The organism is Paenibacillus lemnae (assembly GCF_012933385.1).
GTDB lineage: Bacteria > Bacillota > Bacilli > Paenibacillales > Paenibacillaceae > Paenibacillus_AQ > Paenibacillus_AQ lemnae.
The window spans coordinates 81307-105507 of record NZ_JABBPN010000011.1; the positions used below are offsets into that span (position 1 = coordinate 81307).

The 24201-nt window shown below is 52.5% G+C and carries 15 protein-coding genes; 12 read left to right on the forward strand and 3 right to left on the reverse strand.

Going from position 1 to position 24201, the window contains the following annotated elements; genetic code table 11:
- The first annotated feature begins 118 nt into the window (after positions 1 to 118).
- The 3 genes from HII30_RS12950 to HII30_RS12960 are packed head-to-tail and all read left to right on the forward strand — an operon-like array spanning position 119 to position 3429.
- Entirely contained in the window at positions 119 to 1054 is a 936-nt protein-coding gene (locus HII30_RS12950; protein ID WP_169505466.1) for an ABC transporter ATP-binding protein, read from the forward strand.
- 49 nt (positions 1055 to 1103) lie between these two features.
- Positions 1104 to 2279: an ABC transporter permease gene (locus HII30_RS12955; protein ID WP_169505467.1), complete on the forward strand. Its 1176-nt coding sequence runs from the start codon at positions 1104 to 1106 to the stop codon at positions 2277 to 2279.
- Positions 2272 to 3429, forward strand: coding sequence for an ABC transporter permease (locus HII30_RS12960; protein ID WP_169505468.1), 1158 nt, complete (start codon positions 2272 to 2274; stop codon positions 3427 to 3429). Before HII30_RS12955 ends, HII30_RS12960 begins: the two co-directional genes overlap by 8 nt.
- 255 nt (positions 3430 to 3684) lie before the next feature.
- Here HII30_RS12960 and HII30_RS12965 read toward each other — a convergent pair whose 3' ends face one another.
- Complete coding sequence (locus tag HII30_RS12965) at positions 3685 to 4569, reverse strand: flagellar motor protein MotB (protein WP_169505469.1); 885 nt, start codon at positions 4567 to 4569, stop codon at positions 3685 to 3687.
- The gene (locus tag HII30_RS12970; protein WP_169505470.1) at positions 4553 to 5347 is read right to left on the reverse strand and encodes a flagellar motor protein; all 795 of its coding nucleotides are present in this window, start codon (positions 5345 to 5347) and stop codon (positions 4553 to 4555) included. The genes HII30_RS12965 and HII30_RS12970 overlap by 17 nt, the downstream gene beginning before the upstream one ends.
- Positions 5348 to 5549: 202 nt before the next feature.
- Here HII30_RS12970 and uvrB point away from each other — a divergent pair, with 202 nt between their 5' ends.
- Both uvrB and uvrA read left to right on the forward strand, forming a co-directional pair.
- A complete protein-coding gene (uvrB, locus tag HII30_RS12975) occupies positions 5550 to 7541 on the forward strand; it encodes an excinuclease ABC subunit UvrB (protein ID WP_169505471.1) in 1992 nt (663 codons plus the stop codon).
- 19 nt (positions 7542 to 7560) lie between these two features.
- The gene (gene uvrA, locus HII30_RS12980) at positions 7561 to 10464 is read left to right on the forward strand and encodes an excinuclease ABC subunit UvrA (RefSeq protein ID WP_169505472.1); all 2904 of its coding nucleotides are present in this window, start codon (positions 7561 to 7563) and stop codon (positions 10462 to 10464) included.
- Positions 10465 to 10674: 210 nt separating this feature from the next.
- Here the strand turns inward: uvrA and HII30_RS12985 are convergent, their stop codons facing one another.
- On the reverse strand, positions 10675 to 12303 hold the full coding sequence (locus HII30_RS12985; protein WP_169505473.1) for a nitrite/sulfite reductase: 1629 nt from the start codon (positions 12301 to 12303) through the stop codon (positions 10675 to 10677).
- A 335-nt stretch (positions 12304 to 12638) separates the two neighbouring features.
- Here HII30_RS12985 and HII30_RS12990 point away from each other — a divergent pair, with 335 nt between their 5' ends.
- The 7 genes from HII30_RS12990 (at position 12639) to HII30_RS13020 (ending at position 24170) form a co-directional block, all read left to right on the forward strand.
- Positions 12639 to 12854: a hypothetical protein gene (locus tag HII30_RS12990; protein ID WP_169505474.1), complete on the forward strand. Its 216-nt coding sequence runs from the start codon at positions 12639 to 12641 to the stop codon at positions 12852 to 12854.
- Between the two features lie 199 nt (positions 12855 to 13053).
- Positions 13054 to 14157: a S1C family serine protease gene (locus HII30_RS12995; RefSeq protein ID WP_246246373.1), complete on the forward strand. Its 1104-nt coding sequence runs from the start codon at positions 13054 to 13056 to the stop codon at positions 14155 to 14157.
- On the forward strand, positions 14151 to 16088 hold the full coding sequence (locus HII30_RS13000) for a stalk domain-containing protein (RefSeq protein ID WP_169505475.1): 1938 nt from the start codon (positions 14151 to 14153) through the stop codon (positions 16086 to 16088). Before HII30_RS12995 ends, HII30_RS13000 begins: the two co-directional genes overlap by 7 nt.
- A 232-nt stretch (positions 16089 to 16320) precedes the next feature.
- Complete coding sequence (locus tag HII30_RS13005) at positions 16321 to 18834, forward strand: U32 family peptidase (RefSeq protein ID WP_169505476.1); 2514 nt, start codon at positions 16321 to 16323, stop codon at positions 18832 to 18834.
- A gap of 161 nt (positions 18835 to 18995) precedes the next feature.
- Positions 18996 to 19631, forward strand: coding sequence for a hypothetical protein (locus tag HII30_RS13010; protein WP_169505477.1), 636 nt, complete (start codon positions 18996 to 18998; stop codon positions 19629 to 19631).
- Between the two features lie 258 nt (positions 19632 to 19889).
- Entirely contained in the window at positions 19890 to 22145 is a 2256-nt protein-coding gene (locus HII30_RS13015) for a helix-turn-helix domain-containing protein (protein ID WP_211184573.1), read from the forward strand.
- A 417-nt stretch (positions 22146 to 22562) separates the two neighbouring features.
- On the forward strand, positions 22563 to 24170 hold the full coding sequence (locus tag HII30_RS13020) for an extracellular solute-binding protein (RefSeq protein WP_169505478.1): 1608 nt from the start codon (positions 22563 to 22565) through the stop codon (positions 24168 to 24170).
- The last annotated feature ends 31 nt before the right edge of the window (positions 24171 to 24201 follow it).

Here is a 24201-nt window from a genome sequence, read left to right on the forward strand (position 1 = left end):
GCCAAGAGGTGACTTTTGTCACCTGTCATGAATGACTTTGTCTACCTGAACAAGGAGACACCGGCAGATACAATAAGGTCAAGAAGAAGGAACGTGAACAGAAACGGAGCGATGAAGCATGGCATTTCTGCAAGCACAAGATGTGGTCAAACGGTACGGCAGCAAGCTTTCAGTGGACCACCTGAACCTGAATATTCATGAAGGCGAGATTTTTGGACTGCTGGGACCCAACGGGGCTGGCAAAAGCACCACGATCAACATGATCTGCGGACTGCTCAAAATAGACCAGGGCAGCATTGAAGTAGACGGCTTATCTATCGAGGACAGTCCGCTTGAAGTCAAGCGGCGGATCGGGCTGGTCCCGCAGGACCTGGCTCTTTACGAGAACATGACAGCAGCTGATAACGTCACCTTTTTTGCCAAACTTTATGGTCTGCGGGGTAAGCTGCTGAAGGAGCGGGTCGAAGAAGCCCTGTCCTTTGTCGGTCTGCTGGACCGGGCTAAGGACACGCCGTCTACGTTCTCTGGCGGCATGAAGCGCCGTCTGAACATTGCTTGTGCGATCACGCACCGCCCCAAGCTGATTATTATGGATGAGCCGACGGTCGGCATTGATCCACAGTCGCGGAATCATATTCTGGAATCGGTCCGCAAGCTGAACGAGATGGGCTCAACCGTTATTTATACCAGTCACTATATGGAGGAAGTAGCTGCGATCAGCAGCCGGGTGGCGATTATGGATAAAGGCCGCGTCATCGCCTGCGGAACACAGCAGGAGCTGAAGGAGCAGGTGGCTCAGGAAGAGAAAATTTTGCTGACCGCGGATGGCATTACCCCGGATGTGGTGCATGAACTGAACATGCATCCCGGCATTACCCGTGTGCTGCACGAAGGGCCGCTGCTGGAAATTTATCTGCCGTCTGCCCAGAACAATCTGCAGGATGTGCTGTTTATCTGTAATCAGCATGAAGCGGTCATTCAGAGCATCAAGTGCGAGGAACCTGACCTGGAGACACTATTCTTGAGTTTGACAGGACGCACGCTGCGTGATTAGAGCGCAGGGACACCGGTATGTCCGGTATGCAGCATAAGGGGGAGAGTCCATGAATATACGAACAATTGCTTGGTATGAATTAAAAAGGTTGTCGCGCCACCGTACGGTGCTGTTTAATCTGTTTTTGCTGCCTATGCTGCTCATTTTTATTCTGGGCACCGCGTTATCGAGCTTTTTCGGCGCCGCGGAAGACGTGGAACTGAAGCCGCTGAGCACCGGCCTCGTCATTTCCGGAAGCACTGGGGATCTCCCGGCGAGCTTTGAAGCATTCATCGAAAACCCGGAGATCGCATCGATGTTAAACCTGGAACGCAGCCTGACGCGGGCGGAAGCGGAAAGCCGTCTGAGAAGCGGTGAGTTGGAGTTTGTTGTCGTCGTACCTGATCATCTGGATGATCGTATGTTCTCCGGCGGCAGTGCAGAACTGGAACTCCTGCTGGGGAAGGATTCTGTGCAAAATCTCGTGGGTGAATCCCTGTTCGGGTCATATATGGATGAAGCAAACAGCAGACAGGCATTGTTCATGACCGCCGCAGCTGAAGGGCAAGGGGGGGACAGTGTCTCCATTACGGAGCGCCCTGCCTATGTGAATGCCGGCCAGCTGGGCGGACAGGGCGAGTCTTATTCGGCAGTGCAATATTACGCGGCTTCGATGATGATCATGTTTTTGCTCAACTCGGGAATGATGGTGTCAAGCAGCCTGTATTCGGAAAAAGAAGATCATACGCTGTACCGCCTGCAGTCGATGCCGCTGTCCGGGCGTGAGATTTTTGGCGGTAAAATCCTGGGGTGCAGCTTGATCACATTTGCTCAGGCGGGCATTATTATTCTGGGCTCGAACCTGCTGTACGGAGTCAACTGGGGAAATCATGTCTGGCTGCTGATTCTGGTCTGTGTCCTGATTTCTATAGCTTCCATGACGATCGCAGCGGTGGTGTCCCTGATGACCTCCTCTGCGGCAACGGCCAGCGGAATTATACAGGCGGTCATTATTGCGATGACGTTCCTGAGCGGCGGTTTTACGCCGCTGCCGGTTGACATCATCCGTACCCTGGGTGAATTCACCGTCAACCATTGGGCACTGCAGGGCATTCTGCGCATGATGCTGGGAGCAGGGACTTCAGAGGTGCTGGCATGTGTTGGAATATTGGGCGCCATCTCGCTGGGTCTGACGGCGGCAGCGCTGATCGTTTATCGAAAGGTGGGGTACAGTTACCATGCATAGTTTAACGATTGCCTTGCAGATGATGAAACGAACATTGGGCAGGAAAAAAGGATGGATGGTCTATGTGCTCCTGCCATGTGCCATTGTCACGGTCTGTATCGCCCTGCTTGGCCAGGCGAACACAGCAGAAGTGCCGATCGCCTATATCAATGAGGATCAGGGACCAGCCGGGGAGCACCTGCTGCAGGAGCTGGGACGGACCGAGGAGTATGTGATGAAACCCGCGGGTTCGGTGGAGTCACTTAAGAATGATGTTATTGAAAAGACGGGGTTGATCGCATTTACGATCCCGAAAGATTTCAGCCAGCAGCTGTTAGATGGCGGTACCCCGAACGTGGAGATTTACGAAATTGCTGTCAGCGAAGCTTCGTTCACGGTCAAAATGAAGCTGGAAGGTGTGACGGGCCGGATCGGAGAGGCTGCTGCCGTTGTCTCGAAGCAGGGCGGGACAGCTCAGGAGCAGCAGGCGGCCCTGAAGCAGATCCTGGATCAAACGGCCAAGCATCAAATAAAAGCTGTCACCACAGATCTGGAGCTGTATGCAAGACCTGGTCTGAACAATATTACCGGATTTACGCTGCTGTTCCTGATGAGCCTGGTTGCCAGTACAGTCATGCTGATGGTAGAGGACCGCAAATTGCGGACGATGTCCCGCATTTATACCGCGCCTGTTCGGACGTATGAGATCGTGCTGGGTAATTTTCTCGGAAGCTTTGCGCTGGGATCGCTGCAGATTCTGATTGTGCTCCTGGTGAGCAAGTATGTGCTTGGCTACGATTACGGCGTGCCTTTCGGCATTCACTTTGTTATCCTGGCTGCCTTTATGCTGGTTGCTATGGGGATGGCCAGTGCAATCGCGGGCTTGATTCGCAATCCGAAAAATGCAGGTATGCTCAACTCTCTCATCATTACACCAACCTGCATGCTGGGAGGCTGCTTCTGGCCGCTGTCCGTCATGCCGGACTTTTTGCAGAAAATCGCTAATTTCGTGCCGCAAAAATGGGCCATTGAGGCGGTGGAGACGATCGCTTCCGGCGGGGCGCTGTCAGACATTGCGCTGCCGTTGCTGATTCTGGGCCTGATGGCCGTCATCCTGCTGGCCCTGGGCTCTGTCATTATGCGTCCGAGCGAGAGCGCGGTGCGGGGATAGGGAGTGTGAGGCGGTCCGTGGACCGCACGTGACTTTGCGCGTGCGAAATGTATGTGGTTTTCCGCATACATGGGGCGCAGCAGCGATCCGCCGCTCACAGGCACCTTTTCACTGGCGTGAAGCAGCTTTTTGAGCGGTGAACGCCGCCAGGTGCGGCAGCCCTTAACATGTTATAGTACGCAAAAACACCTTCAGGCACGCTTGCTCTCTTACGAGAAGCAGGCATTAACCTGAAGGTGTTTTCATATTCTCATTTCACTGCTGAGCACGAAGCTGGCGCAGCACGGTAATCTCCACGCGCCGGTTCTTTTGTCTGCCTTCACGCGTGCTGTTGTCGGCTGCCGGACGGGTGTCCGCGTAGCCGGCATACTGGAAGCTGTCCGGATTCAGGTTCTGCTCCTCCAGAAAAAAGCGCAGTACCGACATGGCCCGGCCGCCGGACAGCTCCCAGTTATCTTCATAACCGGACATCCGGCCGACGGGGACATTGTCGGTATGTCCTTCAATACTGACGGTCGCGCTGAGGTCCTGGAACAGGCTCGCAAGCTTGCCCAGCACCGGAGCTGCGCCTTCCTTGAGGTCTGCCTGACCCGGGTCGAACAGAAAGCGGTCGCTCAGCGTGATCGCAATGCCCTGCGGCTCGTCCGAGATAAAAATATCCTCATCCAGTTGGTTATCCGCCACATATTGTTTAATAACTTCCATGAAGCCGGATAGTTCCGCTTCCTGCTCCCGGAACGCAAGCTCCCGGCTGGTCATGGGTGCGGCACCCGGATCCTTCACTTCGGGATCCTTCACTTCCGTGTCCGGGGATTCGCTGCCAGCTCCTGAGCTTGAGCTGGCTTGCTCTTCGTCTTCCGGCTCAGACGGCGGATTCTTGTGCTTCTCGGTGTCAGCACGGCCGGTGAGCCCCGAGCCCATCTCCAGGATGGAATCGCCGCTTTGGAAGGTCGCCTGCAGCGATTGGGTGACGATATCGTATTTCTCGGTGTCCAGCCGGCTCATGGCATACATGACGACAAAAAAGATGAGCAGCAGTGTGATCAGATCGGCATAAGTAATCATCCAGCGGTCCCGCTGGTCGGGAGCGCCCCGGTTTTTGCGTCCGCTGCGCCCGGTTTTTTTAATCCGCTGTCTCATGAGCCGTCCCCCCTGACTGCGGTGTCCCAAGGCTGCCTTCCGATGTGTAGGATTTCAGCTTTTTGCGGACGAGAAGAGGATGCTGGCCGTTCTGGACTGCCAGAATGCCTTCGAACAGGAGCTCCATATTCTGAATTTCTTCCTCACCGCGTGCTTTAATTTTGGATGCGATGGGCAAAAAGATAATATTGGCACTGGCAACCCCGTACAGGGTGGCGGTAAAAGCGACGGCGATGGATGGTCCCAGCTGGGTCGGGTCCTGCAGACTGCCGAGCACATGAATCAGGCCCATGACGGTACCGATGATGCCCATAGTGGGCGCATAGCCGCCGGCGGACTCGAAAATTTTGGCATAAGCTTCATGCTTCTGTTCCACAGCGTCCATCTCCAGCTCGAGAATCTGCCGCACGGTATCTTCATCGGTTCCGTCAACGACCATACCCATGCCTTCGCGTAAAAAAGGATCTGGATGCTCCGCCGAGGCTTTCTCGAGCGCCAGCACACCTTCACGGCGGGCCATGACGGCCATGTCCACAATGTCCTCGATGAGATCCTCGGATGAGCGGGACCTGCGTCCGAAAGCGGTCTTCAGTGCAGAGGGTATGGTTCGCAGCCGGGAAGCCGGGAAGCTGATCATGACAGCGGCGAACGTTCCGCCAAATACGATGAGCGCGGCTGTACCCTGCAGCAGTCCGCCAAGGTGCCCGCCTTCCCAAATAAAGCCGCCAACGAGGGCTGCAAGGCCGGCAAGAATTCCGATAATGGTAGTTGGATCCATGGTAGCAATCATCTCCTTTATATGTAGAGAAATATAGATATTAGGTTTGCAACGAAAATCCCAAAAGAGTATAATTGCAGGGGAACAGGCATTCTTATTAACTGGCTGTCCAGCACGATTTTCCCTATCCCATTACATCGGGAAGTTTCGACAGAAACTTTAACTATACATTATTTTAGACGATAAGGGTGTGATTGAACACATGAGCGATCTCGTAATCAGTACGAAATCCTTTGAGCTCCAGTCTGATTTCGATCCGCAGGGCGATCAGCCGGCTGCGATCGAGGAGCTGGTGGAAGGCATCCGTCAGGGCAAAAGACATCAGACACTGCTCGGCGCGACTGGAACGGGCAAGACCTTCACGATTGCGCAGACCATTGCCAAACTGAACCGCCCGACACTGGTTATCGCACATAACAAGACGCTGGCCGCACAGCTGGCGAGCGAATTCAAGGAATTTTTTCCGAATAACTCGGTGGACTACTTCGTGAGTTACTACGATTACTATCAGCCTGAAGCCTATATTCCCTCCTCCGATACGTACATCGAGAAGGACTCCAGTGTCAACGAAGAGATCGACAAGCTGCGCCACTCGGCCACCAGCTCCCTGTTTGAACGGCGGGACGTTATCATTGTGGCCAGTGTATCCTGCATTTACGGCCTGGGTTCTCCGAAAGAGTACGGTGAACTCCTGCTCTCGCTGCGTGTAGGGATGGAGAAGCCGCGCAACCAGATTTTGTCGCGGCTTGTTGACATTCAGTACCAGCGGAACGACATCAATTTTGTCCGGGGGACGTTTCGGGTACGCGGTGACGTGATCGAGATTTTTCCGGCATCCAAGGGAGAACAGGCGATCCGGGTAGAACTGTTCGGTGATGAGATCGAGCGCATCACGGAGATTGATGTGCTGACCGGAGAACTGATCGGCGAACGTGAGCATGCAGCGATTTTTCCGGCCTCTCACTTTGTTACCCGCGAAGAGACGATGCGCGTGGCGCTCGTCAATATCGAACGCGAGATGGAAGAGCGGCTTGCAGTGCTGCGCGAAGAAGGCAAGCTGCTGGAAGCCCAGCGGCTGGAACAGCGCACACGCTATGACATCGAGATGATGAAGGAAGTTGGCTTCTGCTCCGGCATTGAGAACTATTCCGGTCCGCTGACCTTCCGTGAACCGGGGGCGACGCCTTATACACTTATGGATTTTTTCCCGGACGACATGCTGATTGTCGTAGACGAGTCCCATGTGACGCTTCCACAGATTCGGGCCATGTATAACGGTGACCGTGCACGGAAGACGGTGCTCGTAGATCATGGCTTCCGCCTGCCGTCAGCACTGGACAACAGACCGCTGAAGTTCGAGGAGTTTGAAGATAAGGTCAAACAGATTATCTACGTGTCTGCTACACCAGGACCTTACGAGCTGGAGCATTGTGAAACGATGGTACAGCAGATCATTCGTCCAACAGGACTGCTGGATCCGTTGATTGAAGTGCGGCCGACAGAGGGCCAGATTGATGACCTGATCGGCGAAATTCATGACCGGACTGAGCGCGATGAGCGGGTCCTGATCACCACGTTGACGAAGAAGATGGCCGAAGACCTGACCGATTACCTGAAGGAAATCGGCATCAAGGTCCGCTACATGCACTCCGAGATCAAAACGTTCGAGCGCATGCAGATTCTGCGCGACCTGCGACTCGGTACATTCCACGTCCTCGTGGGTATAAACCTGTTAAGGGAAGGACTGGATCTGCCGGAAGTATCACTGGTCGCTATCCTGGATGCCGACAAGGAAGGCTTCCTTCGTTCCGACCGCTCGCTGATCCAGACGATTGGCCGGGCTGCGCGGAACTCCGAAGGACGCGTCATTATGTACGGAAACAAAATCACTGATTCCATGGATCGGGCGATGAAGGAAACAGAGCGCCGCCGCAAGGTCCAGGTTGAATACAACGAGAAGCACGGCATTACGCCGCAGACGATCCGCAAGAAGGTGCGCGATGTGATCGAAGCGACGAAGGTGGCGGAGAGCAAGGCGGATTATCTGGCAGGACCGACAGCCAAGATGTCCAAGAAAGACCGCGAGTCTGTCATCGAGCGTCTGGAAGCGGAAATGAAGGATGCGGCGAAGAATCTGCAGTTCGAGCGTGCGGCAGAGCTGCGGGATGCGCTGCTTGAACTGAAGGCGGAGTAAACGTGAGGAGATGAAGGGTTTGGCAAGTGAAAATATCGTAATCAAGGGCGCACGTGCCCATAATTTAAAAAATATTGACGTCACAATACCCCGTGACAAATTTGTGGTTCTGACCGGATTGAGCGGATCGGGTAAATCATCCCTGGCCTTCGATACGATTTATGCTGAGGGACAGCGCCGTTATGTAGAATCCCTGTCCGCTTATGCCCGCCAGTTTCTGGGGCAGATGGAGAAACCGGACGTAGACTCTATCGAAGGATTGTCTCCCGCGATTTCCATCGACCAGAAGACAACGAGCCGCAACCCCCGTTCCACGGTAGGTACGGTTACCGAGATCTATGATTACCTGCGCCTTCTGTTTGCCCGCATCGGTCATCCTCACTGTCCGGAGCATGGGATTGAAATTACATCACAGACGGTCGAGCAGATGGTTGACCGGATTATGCAGTATCCCGAGAAGACGCGTCTGCAGATCCTGGCACCGGTCATTGCCGGCCGTAAGGGTGAGCATAAGAGCCTGTTCGCCGATATCTCGAAGCAGGGCTTTGTGCGGGTGCGTGTCAATGGTGAACTGCGCGATCTGTCGGAAACGATTGAGCTGGAGAAAAACAAGAAGCATACCATCGATGTTGTAGTCGACCGGATTGTCGTTAAGGATGAGGTGGAGGCGCGTCTGGCGGATTCGATCGAGACGGCGCTGAAGCTGTCCGGCGGCCAGCTCCTGGTCGATATTATCGGCCAGGAGGAGCTGCGTTTCAGCTCGAATTTTGCCTGCCCGGTCTGCGGTTTCAGTATGGAAGAGCTGTCTCCGCGGATGTTCTCGTTCAATACACCGTTCGGAGCTTGTCCCGAGTGCGATGGTCTGGGTGTAGAGATGATCGTGGATCCGGATCTGCTGGTTCCGGATAACAGCAAGAGTATTGAGAATGGTGCGTTCCAGGCTTGGGCTGGGGGAACATCAAACTATTATCCTCAATTTCTCAGTTCAGTATGCCGGCATTACAAGATTCCGATGGATGTTCCTGTCAGCTCGCTGACTCAGGATCAGATGAAGACCCTGCTCTATGGCACGGGCAATCAGAAGGTCCATTTCAAATATGAGAACGATTTTGGCCAGCGCAAAGAGGCATATGTGACCTTTGAAGGCATCATTCCGAACCTGGAACGCCGTTACCGTGATACCAATTCAGAAGGGGTTCGTGAATATATCGAAGGATATATGAGCTCCAAACCCTGTGATGTGTGTAAAGGACACCGCCTGAAGAAGGAAAGCCTTGCCGTCACCATCAATGATGAGAACATGGCGTATGTGACCAGCCTGTCCATCGGTGATGCCTCTCGTTTCTTTGATAGCCTCACGCTCTCTCCGAAGGAGACTCAGATTGCGAATCTGATCCTGAAGGAGATTAACAGCCGCCTCGGTTTTCTGGTGAACGTCGGCCTCGACTACCTGACCTTGAGCCGTTCGGCAGGAACACTGTCCGGCGGTGAAGCACAGCGCATCCGTCTGGCAACCCAAATCGGTTCCAGCCTGATGGGCGTGCTGTATATTTTGGACGAGCCGAGTATCGGGCTGCATCAGCGCGACAATGATCGTCTGATTTCCACATTGGAGCATATGCGGGACCTCGGCAATACCCTGATCGTGGTGGAGCATGACGAGGACACCATGATGGCGGCCGATTATATCATTGATATTGGTCCCGGCGCCGGTGCACACGGGGGGAATGTCATCTCGCAGGGTACACCGAGCGAGGTTATGGCTGACGAGAACTCGCTGACAGGTCAGTATCTGAGCGGCAGGAAGTTCATTCCGGTCAACAGCAAGCGCCGCAAGCCGGATACCCGATGGCTGGAAATCAAGGGCGCGAAGGAGAACAACCTGAAGAACATCAATGTGAAGATTCCCATCGGCGTCTTTACTGCGGTTACCGGGGTTTCAGGTTCCGGGAAATCCACATTGGTCAACGAAATTCTGTATAAGACCCTGGCGCGTGATCTGAACAAGGCACGTGTCCGTCCAGGACAGTACCGTGAAATGAAAGGTCTTGAACATATTGAGAAGGTCATCGACATTGACCAGTCGCCGATTGGCCGGACACCGCGTTCCAACCCGGCAACATACACGGGTGTATTCGATGATATCCGGGATATTTTCAGCCTGACCAATGAAGCGAAGCTGCGTGGATACAAGAAAGGCCGCTTCAGCTTCAATGTGAAGGGCGGCCGCTGTGAGGCCTGCCGTGGTGACGGTATTATCAAGATTGAGATGCACTTCTTGCCAGATATCTATGTGCCGTGTGAGGTATGTAAAGGCAAGCGGTATAACCGTGAAACGCTGGAAGTGAAATATAAAGGCAAGAACATATCGGATGTGCTGCAAATGACCGTGGAAGATGCCACGGAGTTCTTCCAGAACATTCCGAAGGTGCACCGGAAAATGCAGACGCTGATGGACGTAGGTCTGGGATACATCAAGCTGGGTCAGCCGGCCACAACCCTGTCGGGCGGGGAAGCCCAGCGCGTGAAGCTGGCGTCTGAACTGTACCGCCGCAGCACAGGTAAGACGATGTACATTCTGGACGAGCCGACAACCGGTCTGCATGTGGACGATATTGACCGTCTGCTCGTGGTGCTGCACCGCCTGGTGGATTCCGGGGAGTCTGTGCTGGTCATCGAGCATAATCTGGATGTCATCAAGACGGCTGACTATCTGATCGATCTCGGTCCGGAAGGCGGCAGCGGGGGAGGTACGATCCTCGCAACCGGTACGCCGGAGCAGCTGGTCAAAGTCAAGGAGTCGTATACCGGCAAATACCTTGGACCTGTTCTGGAGCGTGACACCAAGCGCACAGAAGAGATGAACCGCAAGGCCGAGGAAGCAGCGGCGAAAGCCGAAGCGGAGGAGCCTGCGGTGAAATAAGGCTCACTCCTCAAGTTTTCACGTGAATGCGCATGTACAATATAACAGGCTCTGCCACCCGTAAGGGATGGCAGAGCCTGTTTGTGTTTGGATCAAGGGCCTCTGGACATATAAAGCCCCCGCAAGTAACGAATGCGGGGGCTTTTCAAGGGCTTATGGCCCATATATTTCAGTTTAGAAAGTTGTGCTTGGTACAGGCCTGCTTGCGACCTAGGAAGCGACAACCTCTGAAGCCAGGATTTCGGTCAACTTCTCCTGGAACGCTGGTACGCCGACGCGCTGTACATATTCGAAGAAACTTTCTTCCGGCGACAGCCGGTTTTCTTTATAGAACATCAGCAGCTCGGCCAGGACAGGTCCGACATGATCGCCTTTAACACGGCCTTTCAGCGCTTTGTTCAACTGAGCTTGCGGACCGAGCGTTCCGCCTACAGCGATGTCGAACGCGTCCACGGTGCCCTCTGGTGTCTTGACGAGGGTTCCCTGCAGGCCAATGTCAGCGATATGCTTCTGACCGCAGGAATTCGGGCATCCGATAAAGTGAATGCGGATCTTCTCATTCAGCGCTACATTCTCATCCAGGTATTCTGCCACGATCTTGGCACGCTGCTTGGTTTCCACGATGGCCAGATTACAGAATTCATTACCTGTACAGGAAACCGTGCGGCTCATGAAATTTCTCGGATTCGGCGTCAGGCGCTGCAGTACCCGTGCACTCAGCAGTTCGTCTACTTTCTCATCCGGTACACCGCTGAGCAGGATGTTCTGGGACATTGTGGTGCGGATCTTGCCGTCGCCATACTGATCAGCCAGGTCTGCCAGCTCAATCAGCTCGTCGGCATCCAGACGGCCCACCGGGACGTTCAAGCCGACATAATTAAGTCCGGCTTGACGCTGCGGATGTACGCCGTCAAAGTAAGCTGCTTCCCAGCCAAGCGTTTTGTCTTCCCCGCGGGAAGGCAGTTCGCCGACCAATTCCACGAGCTTCTCTTTAAATTTCTCCGGACCCCAGTCAGCCACGAGGAATTTCAGGCGGGCATGATGACGCTTCTGGCGGTAGCCATAATCGCGGAAAATCGTCGTTACGCCGATGGCGACACGCAGTGCATCTTCCGGACGAACAAAAATATCGAGCGGCTGAGCCAGGTGCGGCTTCGCGGACAAACCGCCGCCCACCATAGCATGGAAGCCGATCACTTCCTGGCCGTCAATCACCTTCACTGCAGGCGTCAGGGACAGGTCATTGATTTCTGCATTAGCGTTGTTATACAGGTTCGAGGAAATCGACACCTTGTATTTCCGCGGCAGATTGGAGAAATCACGGTTCATAAGGAAATAGTCATTGATCTCTTCCACGAGATCCGTGGTGTCCATCAGTTCATTCGGATCAATGCCGGCAAGCGGGTTGCCGACAATCGTACGCGGACAGTCGCCGCAGGCTTCGAAAGAGTAGAGCCCGACATCTTCCAGACGTTTGAAAATATCAGGCAGGCTTTCGACCGTCAGCCAGTGGAACTGAATGGCTTGGCGAGTCGTTACATCCACCAGGTCACGGCCGTACACCTTGGCGATATCTGCCAGAGCACGGGCCTGCTGTGTGGTCATAATGCCTGTATTGATACGGACACGCATCATAAAATGTCCGTCCTTCGGTTTCTGCTGGTAGACACCAGCCCACTTGAAGCGGTCCATATCGTCGGCTGGAATGGAATCGAAGCCCTGCTGTGCATATTCTTCAATAATCGTACGGATAACGTCCAGTCCGTCTTTTTCCATCTTCACAAACTCAAATTTGTTCAGCTTGTCGGGGTCGGCCATCCAGATCGGTTCATAAGCCATGAGAAATTAACGCCTCCTGCTATTATTATCAAATTAACTTTAATTCCGATTAGAATAGTGTGATATTGATGTTGATATTATCATACAATGATGCAATCGTAAATGAAAAAATGGAATTTGCTGCGGTAATTTCAACGTGATCATGAAGCAAATCGGGCTTAGAAACAAAAACCACGTCTGTTTTTGAAAAAAACAGAGTAACTTTTGGCTAAAAATGCACAAAATTCATGAGAAATTCGTTTTTTTTAAGTGAGAGGGCTTGCATCCGGGGCGGGGCGCGGATAACATAGAAGAAGATATGCTATCATGTCCGAGAATTCAAGGAGGTACGTTCCATGTTCATTGCAACAGCTGCGGACAGCACGGCCGTTTTTAAACATTTTGATATTTTTATGATTTTGTTTACCATCGTCATCCTGATCGGTGTGGTTCGCCTGTTGACAGCCCGCCAGAAAAATAAATTCGCCATCGCCTTTGGCTTAGTGAGTCTGGGTGTGTTCCTGTATTCGGACTATGCCATGGTTCTGAACTGGATTAACGGTGGAAACTAAGGAATGAAGGAAGTACATAAAGAAGGCGTCCGTCTGTAAGGTGCAGACAGGGGCGCTTTTTTTTGTTTTCCGTTAATGTTGAAATTAGAGATGATCTAGGTCTTCAGGTGATTGTCTAGGTTTGATCCTTATGGTAAATTGAGGAAGTGTCTATGAGGGGATTACAAGTATTACAAGCGGGAGAGGAACAGGTGGAGTGATGAGTTCAAAAGGAAGACGCAGGGCGGCTGCGATCATGGCCGGCATGGCGGTGTGGCTGCAGATCAGTGCTCCGGCAGACGGAGCCCCGGCGGCGAAAGCGGTCAAGACAGACCAGACAAAAGCAGGCAGTACTTATACATATCAGCAGGACCCAGTGCCACAGGTCATTCAAAAAATGTCGCCATCGGTTGTCGGTATTATGGGCAAAACGCCAAACGGCGGCACATCCAAAGGGGAAGATCGTTATAATCTGGCACATGGCACCGGGGTGATACTCCGGGAGAACGGCTGGATTGTGACCAACGCCCATGTAGTTAGCGGACTGTCCGGCATCCAAATCGTAACTTCTGACGGCAAAACATATAAAGCCCGCATCGTTCATGCAGATGCTATCAGTGATATCGCGGTAGTGAAAATCAATGCAAAAGGATTGAAGCCGGCAGCATTTGCCGCAAGCAGCCAGAACTCCCAGGTAGGTGAGCAGGTCGTTGCGATTGGTACGCCCATCAGCTTCACGCTGCGAAATTCTGCGACAGCCGGCATCGTCAGCGGACTTAACCGGAGTGTCGACGGATCATACCGTCTGATCCAGACTGATACGGCGATCAATCCCGGCAACAGCGGAGGTCCGCTGGTCAATATGAAAGGCGAGGTCATCGGGATTAACAGCATGAAATTTTCGGCAGTCGGCATTGAGAATATGGGCTTTTCGATTCCTTCGGAAACGGTCAGTTATGTGGTCAAGCACTTGATGAGCTACGGGGAAGTCCGGCGTGCGGGGCTCGGCCTTACACTGGAAGAGAGTTTTTCAGCCATTATTGGACTGCCCAGCGATGATCCGCTTGCCGTCACACAGGTGATCTCATCCCAGGCGGAGAAGGCGGGGATTTCCGAAGGGGATGTGCTGTATGCTGTCAACGGCCGGCGCGTGTATTCCATTGTTGATATTAATGAAATGCTGAAATCATACATGCCGGGTTCACAAGTGAAACTGCTTATGCAAAGAGACGGCGATATTGTAAGTGTTCCCCTCACCCTCAGCAGCGGGAATGATACGGTCTCAATACCTGAGATGGAAGAGGAGGAACAAGAGTCATGGTAAAACTCCAGCATGTGAACGTCTTCGGCGGTCTGCGCCGGTCCGCGGCCGTGATGATAACCGTTGTTCTGCTTAGCACCTCATTGTCGCTCCCGGTGTGGGGAGATGCCACCAGCAAAGTGATTCTCACGATTCAACAGGGCAGTAAAGCGGCGGCTGTTAACGGCGTTGCTTACAGCATTGCAAAGCCGGTCACGAAGCAGGGTCATCTGATGGTACCGGCGGGTATTTTTCAAAAAGCATTCGGCAGTCAGATCCGGCTCGAAGGGACAGACCGGGTCGTTCTGATGCATGGAGCTCATGTTATCGTCATGACGATTGGGAGCAAGGCAGCCTGGGTGGACGGGAAAAAAGTGACCCTGCCCGTAGAGCCGCAGATGATCTCGAATACGTTAATGGTTCCGCTGCGTCCGGTAGCCAAGGGTCTGGGTGCTGCATTGGGTAAGGACAAACAGGGCCGGCTCAGCATTACGCTGAACGTCAAGGACAAGAGCGGGGATCCTTCGGATCCAGAAGCCGGAGGAGAGGTTACCAGCAGCAAAAGCCGGATCGGCAACAGCTACTACGGATGGAGCATGGATTATCCATCAGGCATGGTGATCGGCGGAGGGGCCGAAAACGAAAGCTCAGCCTCTTTTATGGACGCTACGGGCCAGTACTATTTAGAGATCTATGTAGACAGTCAGCCGGAAACCCTGGGGCTAAAAGATCTGCTGAAGCAGCTCGTTCGTGATGCGGACGATGCGGGCGAACTGGTTATGCACCAGGAAATCGTAACCCGTGGACCTTATCCTTATGCACGAACCATCTCCCGGGACAGCGAATATACCCTTTGGGAGGGGCGGGTGTACTTCCACGGCGGAAAACGGTATGAGCTGTATTTTGCCGACCGGAATGCATCCCATTACAAGGACCTGGAGAAATACAGCGGACTGCTGAATTCCTTCAAGCCTGTATTCACCAAGGGAGACCATCTCCTAAAAGATCTTTCTTCTATAGAAAATGGGCTGCGCCCAATTGAAGAAGTAGATTATGGCATTTATGCAGGAGTTCCTGCCGGCTGGCAGAATTATGGGGACTTGTCATACGGCAAGCAGGAAGAGGGAAGCCTGTTTATGGACGTGTATTCTGTACCGGGCGGAGAGAAAGGTTCATTAGCAGATGGAATCAGCCGCCTGAAAGAGCTTTATGCGGACTACTTTATTCCTGAGGCCTATGAAATTGTCGGTGTGACCCCTATGAATATCTCGGGTGAACAAGGCCAGGTGCTGGAGGTCCGGTATAATATGGGCGACGGCTGGTCCAGACAATACAGGCTGCTGGTGCAGCAGAACGGGTATCGTTATGATTTTAATTTTACGGCAGCGGATGATTCCCCGGAGGCAGCAACCATGTGGAGCCGTGTGCTGAAGTCACTGGAACTGGATTACGAGGCGGTTCCTGCGGTGTTCGGCAGCATATCGTATCCGAAATACCTGCTGGATGGGAATGAAGAGATCAAGCGGTTATCCAAAGCTTACCATTATGAAATTACACTGCCGGAAATTTGGGACCCGCTCAGTGACCGGTTTGAATCGGGCCGGGTGGAATACACCCTGACCGGCGGCAGCTTTGAGATCATATCGGATGGTGATACCTCCCTGGGCAAGGTAACCTCCAGAATGAAGGATTATTATACAGAGGTCACCTCGGGTTCAGCAGAGAGCAGCGCAAAGGCGCTAGGCATGGAGAACATTACGTTTGCAGGCGTGCCTGCCGTTTCCTTCAAGCTGCATCAGGAGAACCGTGGTGCGGGGTATACGGAACGTCATATTGTGTTTGAAAGCGAAGGCGTGGTGCACACGATCTCGGTCATGCTCAATGACGTCAATGCTACAGAAACCCAGCTTCAGAGTATCGAGCGTGTACTGGGTTCCTTTAAGCTGGTGAAGTAAAATACTATAGGGACTCATAAATCGTATGCATGTCTGCTAAATTTAAGCTTTTCTGCAAATAAAGCGGCGAAATCAGCCGCTGCCTATTTGTAGAAAGGCTTTTTATCTTCTCTTCTTTTTGTTACAATTGATAAGTTAAAGGATTTAGGTTTACGGTTGATATGACGTTGTTTCTGAAAGTAATGAAATTTACAGTAACCGGTGCGAAAATGTCCGGTTTGGGAGGATATACATGAATACATCGATAGTGCGCAGGGAGGACGTTGAGCTGCTGGCACCTGCTGGCGATTGGGATTGCATGCGGGCAGCGGTAGCGAACGGCGCGGACGCGATATTTTTTGGAGTCGAGAAGTTTAATGCCCGGGCGCGGGCGAACAATTTTCGGATGGACGAGCTGACGGAGATCATGGCCTTTTTACACAGTTATGGTGTGAAGGGATTCCTGACGTTTAACATTCTCGTGTTCGAGAACGAGCTGGAGGAAGCGAAGCAGCTGATTGACGCCTGTGTGGATGCCGGTGTCGATGCGGTAATTGTACAGGATTTGGGACTGGTGAAGATGATCCGCGAAATTTCGCCCGATTTTCCGATCCATGGATCGACTCAAATGACGATTACATCGCCGGAAGCGGTGGAGTTTACGAAGCCCTGGAACATGGAACGGGTCGTGCTGGGACGGGAAAACAATCTGAAGCAGATCCAAAGAATCGGGGAGCAGGCCAAGCTGCCGATGGAGGTATTTGTGCATGGTGCGCTGTGCGTATCCTACTCCGGCCAGTGCCTGACCTCGGAAATGTGGGGCGGACGCTCTGCCAACCGGGGGGAGTGTGCGCAGGCCTGCCGCCTGCCGTATGACCTGATGGTGGACGGTGAGCACAAGCCGATGGGCGATGTGGCTTATCTGCTGTCTCCGAAGGACCTGGCTGCGATTGATTTAATGCCGGAGCTGATTGAAGCCGGGGTCACGTCTTTCAAAATCGAAGGCCGGCTGAAGACGCCGGAGTACGTGGCGAATGTCGTCAGCAAGTACCGGAAGGCGATTGACCGGTATTTTGACGGGGATGATGCGAGACCGGATCCGGAAGAAATCCGTGAGCTGCAGCAGAGCTTTTCGCGCGGCTTTACACACGGGTTCCTGGATGGCACGAACAACAAGCAGCTCGTGGACGGTACGTTCCCGAAAAGCCGCGGGGTGTATCTGGGCCGGGTTGAGCAGATCCTGCGCGACGGGGTAGTCTGCCGGCTGGAAGCGCCGCTGAAGCGGGGCGACGGGATCGTATTCGATGCCGGAGATCCGACGAAGAAGGAAGAAGGCGGGCGCGTGTACGATGTGCGCCGCAAAGGTGTCAAGCTGGAAGGCGAGGCAGGAGAAGGCTGGATTGTTGATATCGTTCCTGGCCGCAGCGATGTAGATCTGCGCAAGCTCCATGTGGGGGACCGGATCTGGAAGACCAATGATCCGGCGCTCGACAAGCGTCTGCGTCAGACCTATGAGACGGACAAGCCGTACCGGGTATTCCCGGTCCATGTGCGTGTCAGCGGACGTCCCGGACAGCCGCTGACCACCTGGTGGACCGATGTTCAGAAAGGAACCACGGTACGCGTGGATTCCGACCTGGAGCTGGAGGTCGCCCAGAAACGTCCGATGACCCGTGAGCTCCTGGAGGAGCAGTTCGGACGTTTGGGCGGTACCGTGTACCAGCTCGAACAGCTGGACGTCGACCTGTACGGCGACGTCATTGTCCCGATGCGCGAGCTGAACAGTATCCGCCGCCAAGCGGTGGAGCTGCTCGCTGGCGAGCGGCCGAAGCCGCCCGTGTATGTGAAACGGGCGGTCCCGGTCTACGGCGATGCGTCTGTGCCAGCATCGCCGGTGCCGCGCGGTGAAGCGCAGCTTACCGCGCTGTGCCGCAGCCTGCCGCAGGTGCAGGCTGCTCTTGCGGCCGGCGTGGAGATGATCTACGCCGACTTCGAGTTTATCAAGCAGTTCCCGGCAGCGGTGGAAGCCGTCCGGGCAGCCGGCAAGCAGATTGCGCTGGCGACGCCGCGCATTCACATGCCGGGCGAGAACGGCTACCATAACAACATTCTGCGCCTTCAGCCGGATGCTGTGCTGGTGCGCAACACCGGGGCGCTGTATTTTTACCTGCGCCACATGCGGGAGAACCCGGATCAGAAGCATCCGGTCCTGATTGGCGATTTCTCACTGAATATCGCCAACCACAAAGCGGTGGATCTGTTCACAGAAGCTGGATGTGACCTGGTCACCCCGTCGTATGACCTGAACATCCAGCAGATGGTGGACCTGCTGGGCAAAACGGACACTTCCCGTCTGGAGATTGTCATCCATCAGCATATGCCGATGTTCCATACAGAGCACTGTGTGTACTGCACGTTCATGAGCGAGGGCACAGACTTCACCAACTGTGGACGTCCGTGTGAAGATCATCGTGCCTCCCTGCAGGACCGGATCGGCATGTCCCATCCGGTGCGGGTAGACGAAGGCTGCCGCAATACCGTGTACAATGCGGTCGAGCAGTCCGGCGCCGAATATCTGGCGAACTTCATGGAGCTGGGCGTATCCACCTACCGTGTGGAATTTCTGGAAGAGACGCCGGAACAGGTACGTGAGGTCATCGAGCTCTACAACCGTGCACTGCGCGGCGAAATCAGCGGCACCCAGGTATGGAAGCAGCTGAAGGCGACCAACCAGCTTGGCGTTACCCGCGGTCAGCTGGTGAAGTAGCAGCGAACCAGCCCGGTAACACGCGGTTAGCCGGTGAAAAAGAAACCACAGTCACCTAAGCACCGTATAAAACAGGGAGCTCTGCCTCAGCCGCAGGGCTCTTTTTTTATATCGTTGCTGATGATGAACGGTGTAGTATATGTATAAAGAGGTGAAACCGCATGTCCAAATTCTTACCAGCGTCAGAACGGCAGACGGAGAAGACACAGCAGAACCAGCAGACCGAATCTGAGCACGACAAACATCCACTTCAGAAGTTTACAGACCGGCATGTCCGTAAACTCGGCCTCCTTCTGCTGGGAGGACTAGCGATGTGCCTGTTATCTTTTGTACTGCTGGATGACATTACTGCCACTGTGATATCCGGAAGCTTCATGCTGCTGTTCTTTCTGGGGTATATGGTATGGTCTAATGTCATCGCCGCGTATAGGGCCAAAAACTGGAAAGACTATGTTTTCTCCCGAAAGATGGCCGCCAACCTGTTTGTACTCCTGATAATTACAACTGCCTGTTATTTAGGGCGGAACGACCTGAGGGATATTCCTCATTACTACCAGAAGGATTTTAACGTATTTACAGGTGTGCCGCAGGATATTGACTATTTTCATGCTACTTCATCCAGGGGACCCGGCAGCTCCACCAAATTTTTGCTTGAGTCCGGCGAAGTGCTGAGATACAGAGGACTGATACAGGACCTGGATCCAGAGCATGCCTATAAAATCGAGTACCTGCCACACAGCAAAAACATTGTTTTTCTGACCGACCTCAGCACAGGCCAGACATGGAGAATGCGTTAAATTCTGAATGGCTAGTTGCTGACTAAAGGTCACTTCACGGTACGTGCGCCGAATGTATGCGGTTTTCCACACACATTGGGCGGATATGGGGTAAGTGCGCCGAATGTATGTGGTTTTCCACACACATTCCACACGCGCGCATATGGTGGTCGGTGCGCGCATGCCCGTCCCCTAAACTCCCCTCTTCCAGAGAGGGACAAGAACGTGCTACAATATAGCACAAGCATAAGTAAAACGCTTAACCTGGAAGAGAAAGGAATGAACCCTGTGCAGCAAAACTGGTACCGCAAGCTGCTTCTCTCCTATTTCCCTATATTTTTGATCACAATTACGATTCTTGTGTTTCTTTCTTTTATTATAGTCAATGAAGCATCGCGTGAGGAGGCTGCCAAGGCGAACGAAATTTCGACTCGCTTTATTACGGAGAGCCTGGACCGCTCCATTAATACTATGGAGATGAATGTGCTGAATGAAGTGGAGACGAGTTCCCTTTATTCGAGCTACCTGTTCAGTAACGGATCATCCGACGAGAATATCATGTACTCGCTTGTCAAACGTCTCCGGGGGCTGGTGAATGATAATGATCTGATTGAATCGATCTATATTTATCGTCATTCAGATCAATCGGTGTTAACGAACAGCGGTCACACTTCATTGGAGTTATTTTCAGACCGTGCTTTTCTGGAAGCATCTCTAAACAAGCAGGATTATCGGGGATGGTCTGCCGTTCGATCCAAAGCCAGCCTGAGGCCGAGTGAACCGGCGAAACAGGTTATATCCATGTACAAAAGCCTGCCGCTTCCCTTTGGCAGTCAGGGGCTGCTGGTCATTAACGTCGACACGTACCGTGTGGAACAGATGATTGCTCCGATGATAAATGATAGCGTTTCCTTCTTGAACGTCATCGGACCTAACGGGACGAAGATATTTGGGGCCTCCCGGCTGGGAGAGGATAACCGGGGCAAAGAAGGTAAGGTGCTGACCACGCTTACGTCCAGACAGCTCGGCTGGACCTTGGAAAGCGGTCTCCGGTCAGGCCAGCTCTATGCATGGGTATCGGTCGTGTCTTATATCTGGATTGTTATCGGTGTTGTTACGGTAGTGCTGGCGATAGTCTACATTATATATATTACAAGACGGAATTATCAGCCGATCAAGGCGATGATGAACCGCATTGAATCCATACAGCTCAGCATGCCTCAGGCGGCAAAGGATGAACTCTCCATGATCGACAGTGCGCTGGAGAGCCTGATCAGCCGTTCGATGGATTATGACAAAAAGCAGCATGAGAATCTCCAGCTGCAGCGCAGTCAGCTGTTCATAGACCTGATCGGCGGTCAGAAATCAGAAGAGGAACTGGAGTCTCGAATGCGTGAGCTGAGCCCGGTGAAGCTGCCAGAGCAGCCTCATCCTGCCGGTTATGTGATGATGCTGGGCGAAATCGACGATTACAGTGGATTTCGGGATGAACATACGGTTCGTGATCAGAATGTGCTGAAGTTTGCTTTTATGAATGTGTTTCAAGAGCTTTCACGCAACAGCGGGTTCAACAGCTGGATGGAATGGATCACGGGCAGCCGTGTCGGTATCCTGATCGTGCTTCCTGCGGCAGAAGATGAATCGCGGCCAGCCTTGATTCAGGCGGCAGAGGAATGCCAGCGCTGGGTCGAGGAGAAGCTGCGCATGTCATTATGTTTTGGTATGGGAAGCACTGTCTCGGGAATCCATGAGATCGGGGCCTCCTATCGCTCGGCCTCAGAAGCGCTGGAACACAGGCTGGCCATGGGCGACCATGCTGTTCTGGTTGGTGATGATCTGTCCAGAGGCGATTTCAGCCATCTGCTTCCGTATTTAACGGAAATTTCGGAGCTGGTCAAGGATTTCAGGTTGAACAATGACGGCTGGAGAGTGCGGCTGCAGAACATGTTTGAGTCGTTCAAAAAAGAACGGCTGAAGGATGAGCTCATCCGTTCCCTGCTGAGGAGCATGCTGCAGCTGCTTTCACGTGAGGTGGGCGTGCTGTCAGATGAGCTTCGAACCCAGCTGTCGGAAGGAAAGGACAGCAAGCTGTCCGGCGCCGCATCTCTGGAAGAGCTTCAGAGCAGGACCAGTGATCTTTTAACGGAAATTTACCGCACGTATGTTGCACTCAGTGAAACGAAAAGCTACCGTGCCATGATCAACGAGATGAAAATTTATATCGAAGAGCATTTTGACGATCCGGACTTGTCTCTGAAGCATCTCAGTGACCGGTTTCAGATTTCCGGCAAGTATGCGAGCTATCTATTCAAAATGGAATATGATATGAAATTTGTCGACTTCCTCGTTCAGCTGCGAATGAATAGGGCTGAGGAGCTGCTTACGGAAACGGATCTGTCCATACAGGAGATTGCAGAGAAAATCGGATACGCTAACTCCATTACATTTGGACGGGTATTTAAACGGACAGCAGGGGTAACTCCAGGGGATTACCGCAAGTTAAAGGTCAAGCCTTCCCCTGGAGCTGAACTTTAATCCTAGAGAATTGTTGAGATTACGATATCGGTTTACGAACAAAATCAATAAGAAGCAAATGCTGTACTTCAGTTATAGATGCGGCACTCGTTTCGTATTTGCGGAGATAATTAAAGATAACCGGTCAAACCACGTGTTTGATCGGTTACTCTTCCATTTAGGGTAAGCCCTTACCCTGTAAGGGTTGAAGGGCATTCGGGAAAATGGTTTAGCTTGCGAAAATCGTCATGTTCATTGGTAAAAACCCTTTAACCATGCGGGTTGAAGCGTTATGAATTTAGTTTATTGTCAGATTCCCCACTCTGATGCATACTGAAGTCACCCGAGAGGTTAAGCGCTTACACCACATTTGAATTTATTCATTTAAGATGAGCGCCTGCCAGGGGAGACACTATCTAATAAAAAGGGGATGTAACTATGGCAGCAAGCAAGAAAAAATGGGGCAAGCTCGGAAAGCTGACGCTCGCCATGCTGATGGTCGGAACCGTAGTATTATCCGGATGTTCATCATCTGAATCAGGTGGAGAATCTGGATCAGGAGACGAGAAGCAAGTTACGCTTAAAGTTGAAATTTTTGACAGAGGTACTCCGCCGTCTCCGTACACGGTTACCGACAACTACCTGACAAGATATATCCAGGATAACTTCGGAACGCCGAATAACATTAATATGGAATTCGTACCAATCCCACGTTCGGAAGAAATTAAGAAGCTAAATGTGCTGATGGCTAGTGGCGGGGATGTGCCGGATATCGTTTTTACGTATGATACTCCAACCTTTAACCGATACGCGGAGCAGGGTGGTTTGACAGAGTTAACAGATTTAATTAATGAGCATGGACCGGATCTTAAAAAGTTTCTTGATGGAGATGCTTTGAGCTATGGCCAGTATAAAGGTGAGCAGTTTGCCGTACCGAGCAAACGGGCATTCCTTGGAAAATACTCTTCCTTTATTCGCACAGACTGGCTGGAGAAGCTCGGCATGGATGTACCACAGACCACCGATGAACTGTATGAGGTGTTGAAAGCGTTTAAAGAAAAGGATCCGGGTGAAACCGGCGGCAAAGTGATTCCATTTGGTATGACAATTGAGCCGGCTCAATACGATCCGCTCATCTGGTCCTTCATCGAACCGACCACGGAAGAGCAGAAGTACACGTTGACCCAGAAGCTGGGTTCCAATGATTATCCGACTCTGCTTCCGGGCTTCAAGGAAGCGCTGCAGTTCATGAACAAGCTGTACAATGAAGGTTTGATTAGCCGTGACTTCAGTCTCGATGAAGACAAGAAGCAGCTGTACCAGGATGTGCAGAACGGACTAACCGGTTTCCTGACAGAAGATTACCCGAATCTGTACTATGACGAGGGTACGTACGATAACCTGTTGAAAAACAAGCCTGAGGCCAAACTGGAGCCTATCGATCCGTTTACGAATTCCGAAGGCAAACGTGCAAAACCGCAATATGCACCTAACGGCATGTATATCATGATTCCAAAATCAAGCGAACGTTCAGTTGAAGCGATTAAGTATCTGAACTGGTTGTCGAAGCCTGAAGTCCTGCTGGCTATGCAAAACGGAGTAGAGGGCGAAAATTACAAAATGGTCGACGGTATTCCAATGGCTATTGAAGATGCGCCTCAAGAAATCAAAGATCGTCTCCATAACGCAGGTGCGGACACCTCGATCATTGCAAACGGTAACTTTGTAGGTACTGAAGAACAAAATCGTGAGAAGATGACAAGCAACTTCCCGGAAAGATTCCAGGATCTGCACCGTAAAGCGATGGAAATCTCTATGACGGATACGTTCCTTCCAATCAACTTTGACCGTCCAATCGAAGCGGAAGGTAAGTACGGCACGAATCTGCAGTCCAAATACGAAGAAATGATCGTTAAGACAGCGATGGCGAAGCCAGCTGATTTCGATAAAACCTTCGAGTCTGCTATGAAAGATTATATGGTGAGCGGCGGACAGGCGATTCTGGATGAACGCACGGAAGCCTACAATGAAATGAAGTCAAAATAAAAAAACTAATTATAGAGATAAACGCACGGGA

Coding starts and splice junctions, on each gene's coding strand:
- HII30_RS12950 (WP_169505466.1), top strand. CDS start 119: ATGGCATTTCTGCAAGCACAAGATGTGGTCAAACGGTACGGCAGCAAG.
- HII30_RS12955 (WP_169505467.1), top strand. CDS start 1,104: ATGAATATACGAACAATTGCTTGGTATGAATTAAAAAGGTTGTCGCGC.
- HII30_RS12960 (WP_169505468.1), top strand. CDS start 2,272: ATGCATAGTTTAACGATTGCCTTGCAGATGATGAAACGAACATTGGGC.
- HII30_RS12965 (WP_169505469.1), bottom strand. CDS start 4,569: ATGAGACAGCGGATTAAAAAAACCGGGCGCAGCGGACGCAAAAACCGG.
- HII30_RS12970 (WP_169505470.1), bottom strand. CDS start 5,347: ATGGATCCAACTACCATTATCGGAATTCTTGCCGGCCTTGCAGCCCTC.
- uvrB (WP_169505471.1), top strand. CDS start 5,550: ATGAGCGATCTCGTAATCAGTACGAAATCCTTTGAGCTCCAGTCTGAT.
- HII30_RS12985 (WP_169505473.1), bottom strand. CDS start 12,303: ATGGCTTATGAACCGATCTGGATGGCCGACCCCGACAAGCTGAACAAA.
- HII30_RS12990 (WP_169505474.1), top strand. CDS start 12,639: ATGTTCATTGCAACAGCTGCGGACAGCACGGCCGTTTTTAAACATTTT.
- HII30_RS12995 (WP_246246373.1), top strand. CDS start 13,054: ATGAGTTCAAAAGGAAGACGCAGGGCGGCTGCGATCATGGCCGGCATG.
- HII30_RS13000 (WP_169505475.1), top strand. CDS start 14,151: ATGGTAAAACTCCAGCATGTGAACGTCTTCGGCGGTCTGCGCCGGTCC.
- HII30_RS13005 (WP_169505476.1), top strand. CDS start 16,321: ATGAATACATCGATAGTGCGCAGGGAGGACGTTGAGCTGCTGGCACCT.
- HII30_RS13010 (WP_169505477.1), top strand. CDS start 18,996: ATGTCCAAATTCTTACCAGCGTCAGAACGGCAGACGGAGAAGACACAG.
- HII30_RS13015 (WP_211184573.1), top strand. CDS start 19,890: ATGAACCCTGTGCAGCAAAACTGGTACCGCAAGCTGCTTCTCTCCTAT.
- HII30_RS13020 (WP_169505478.1), top strand. CDS start 22,563: ATGGCAGCAAGCAAGAAAAAATGGGGCAAGCTCGGAAAGCTGACGCTC.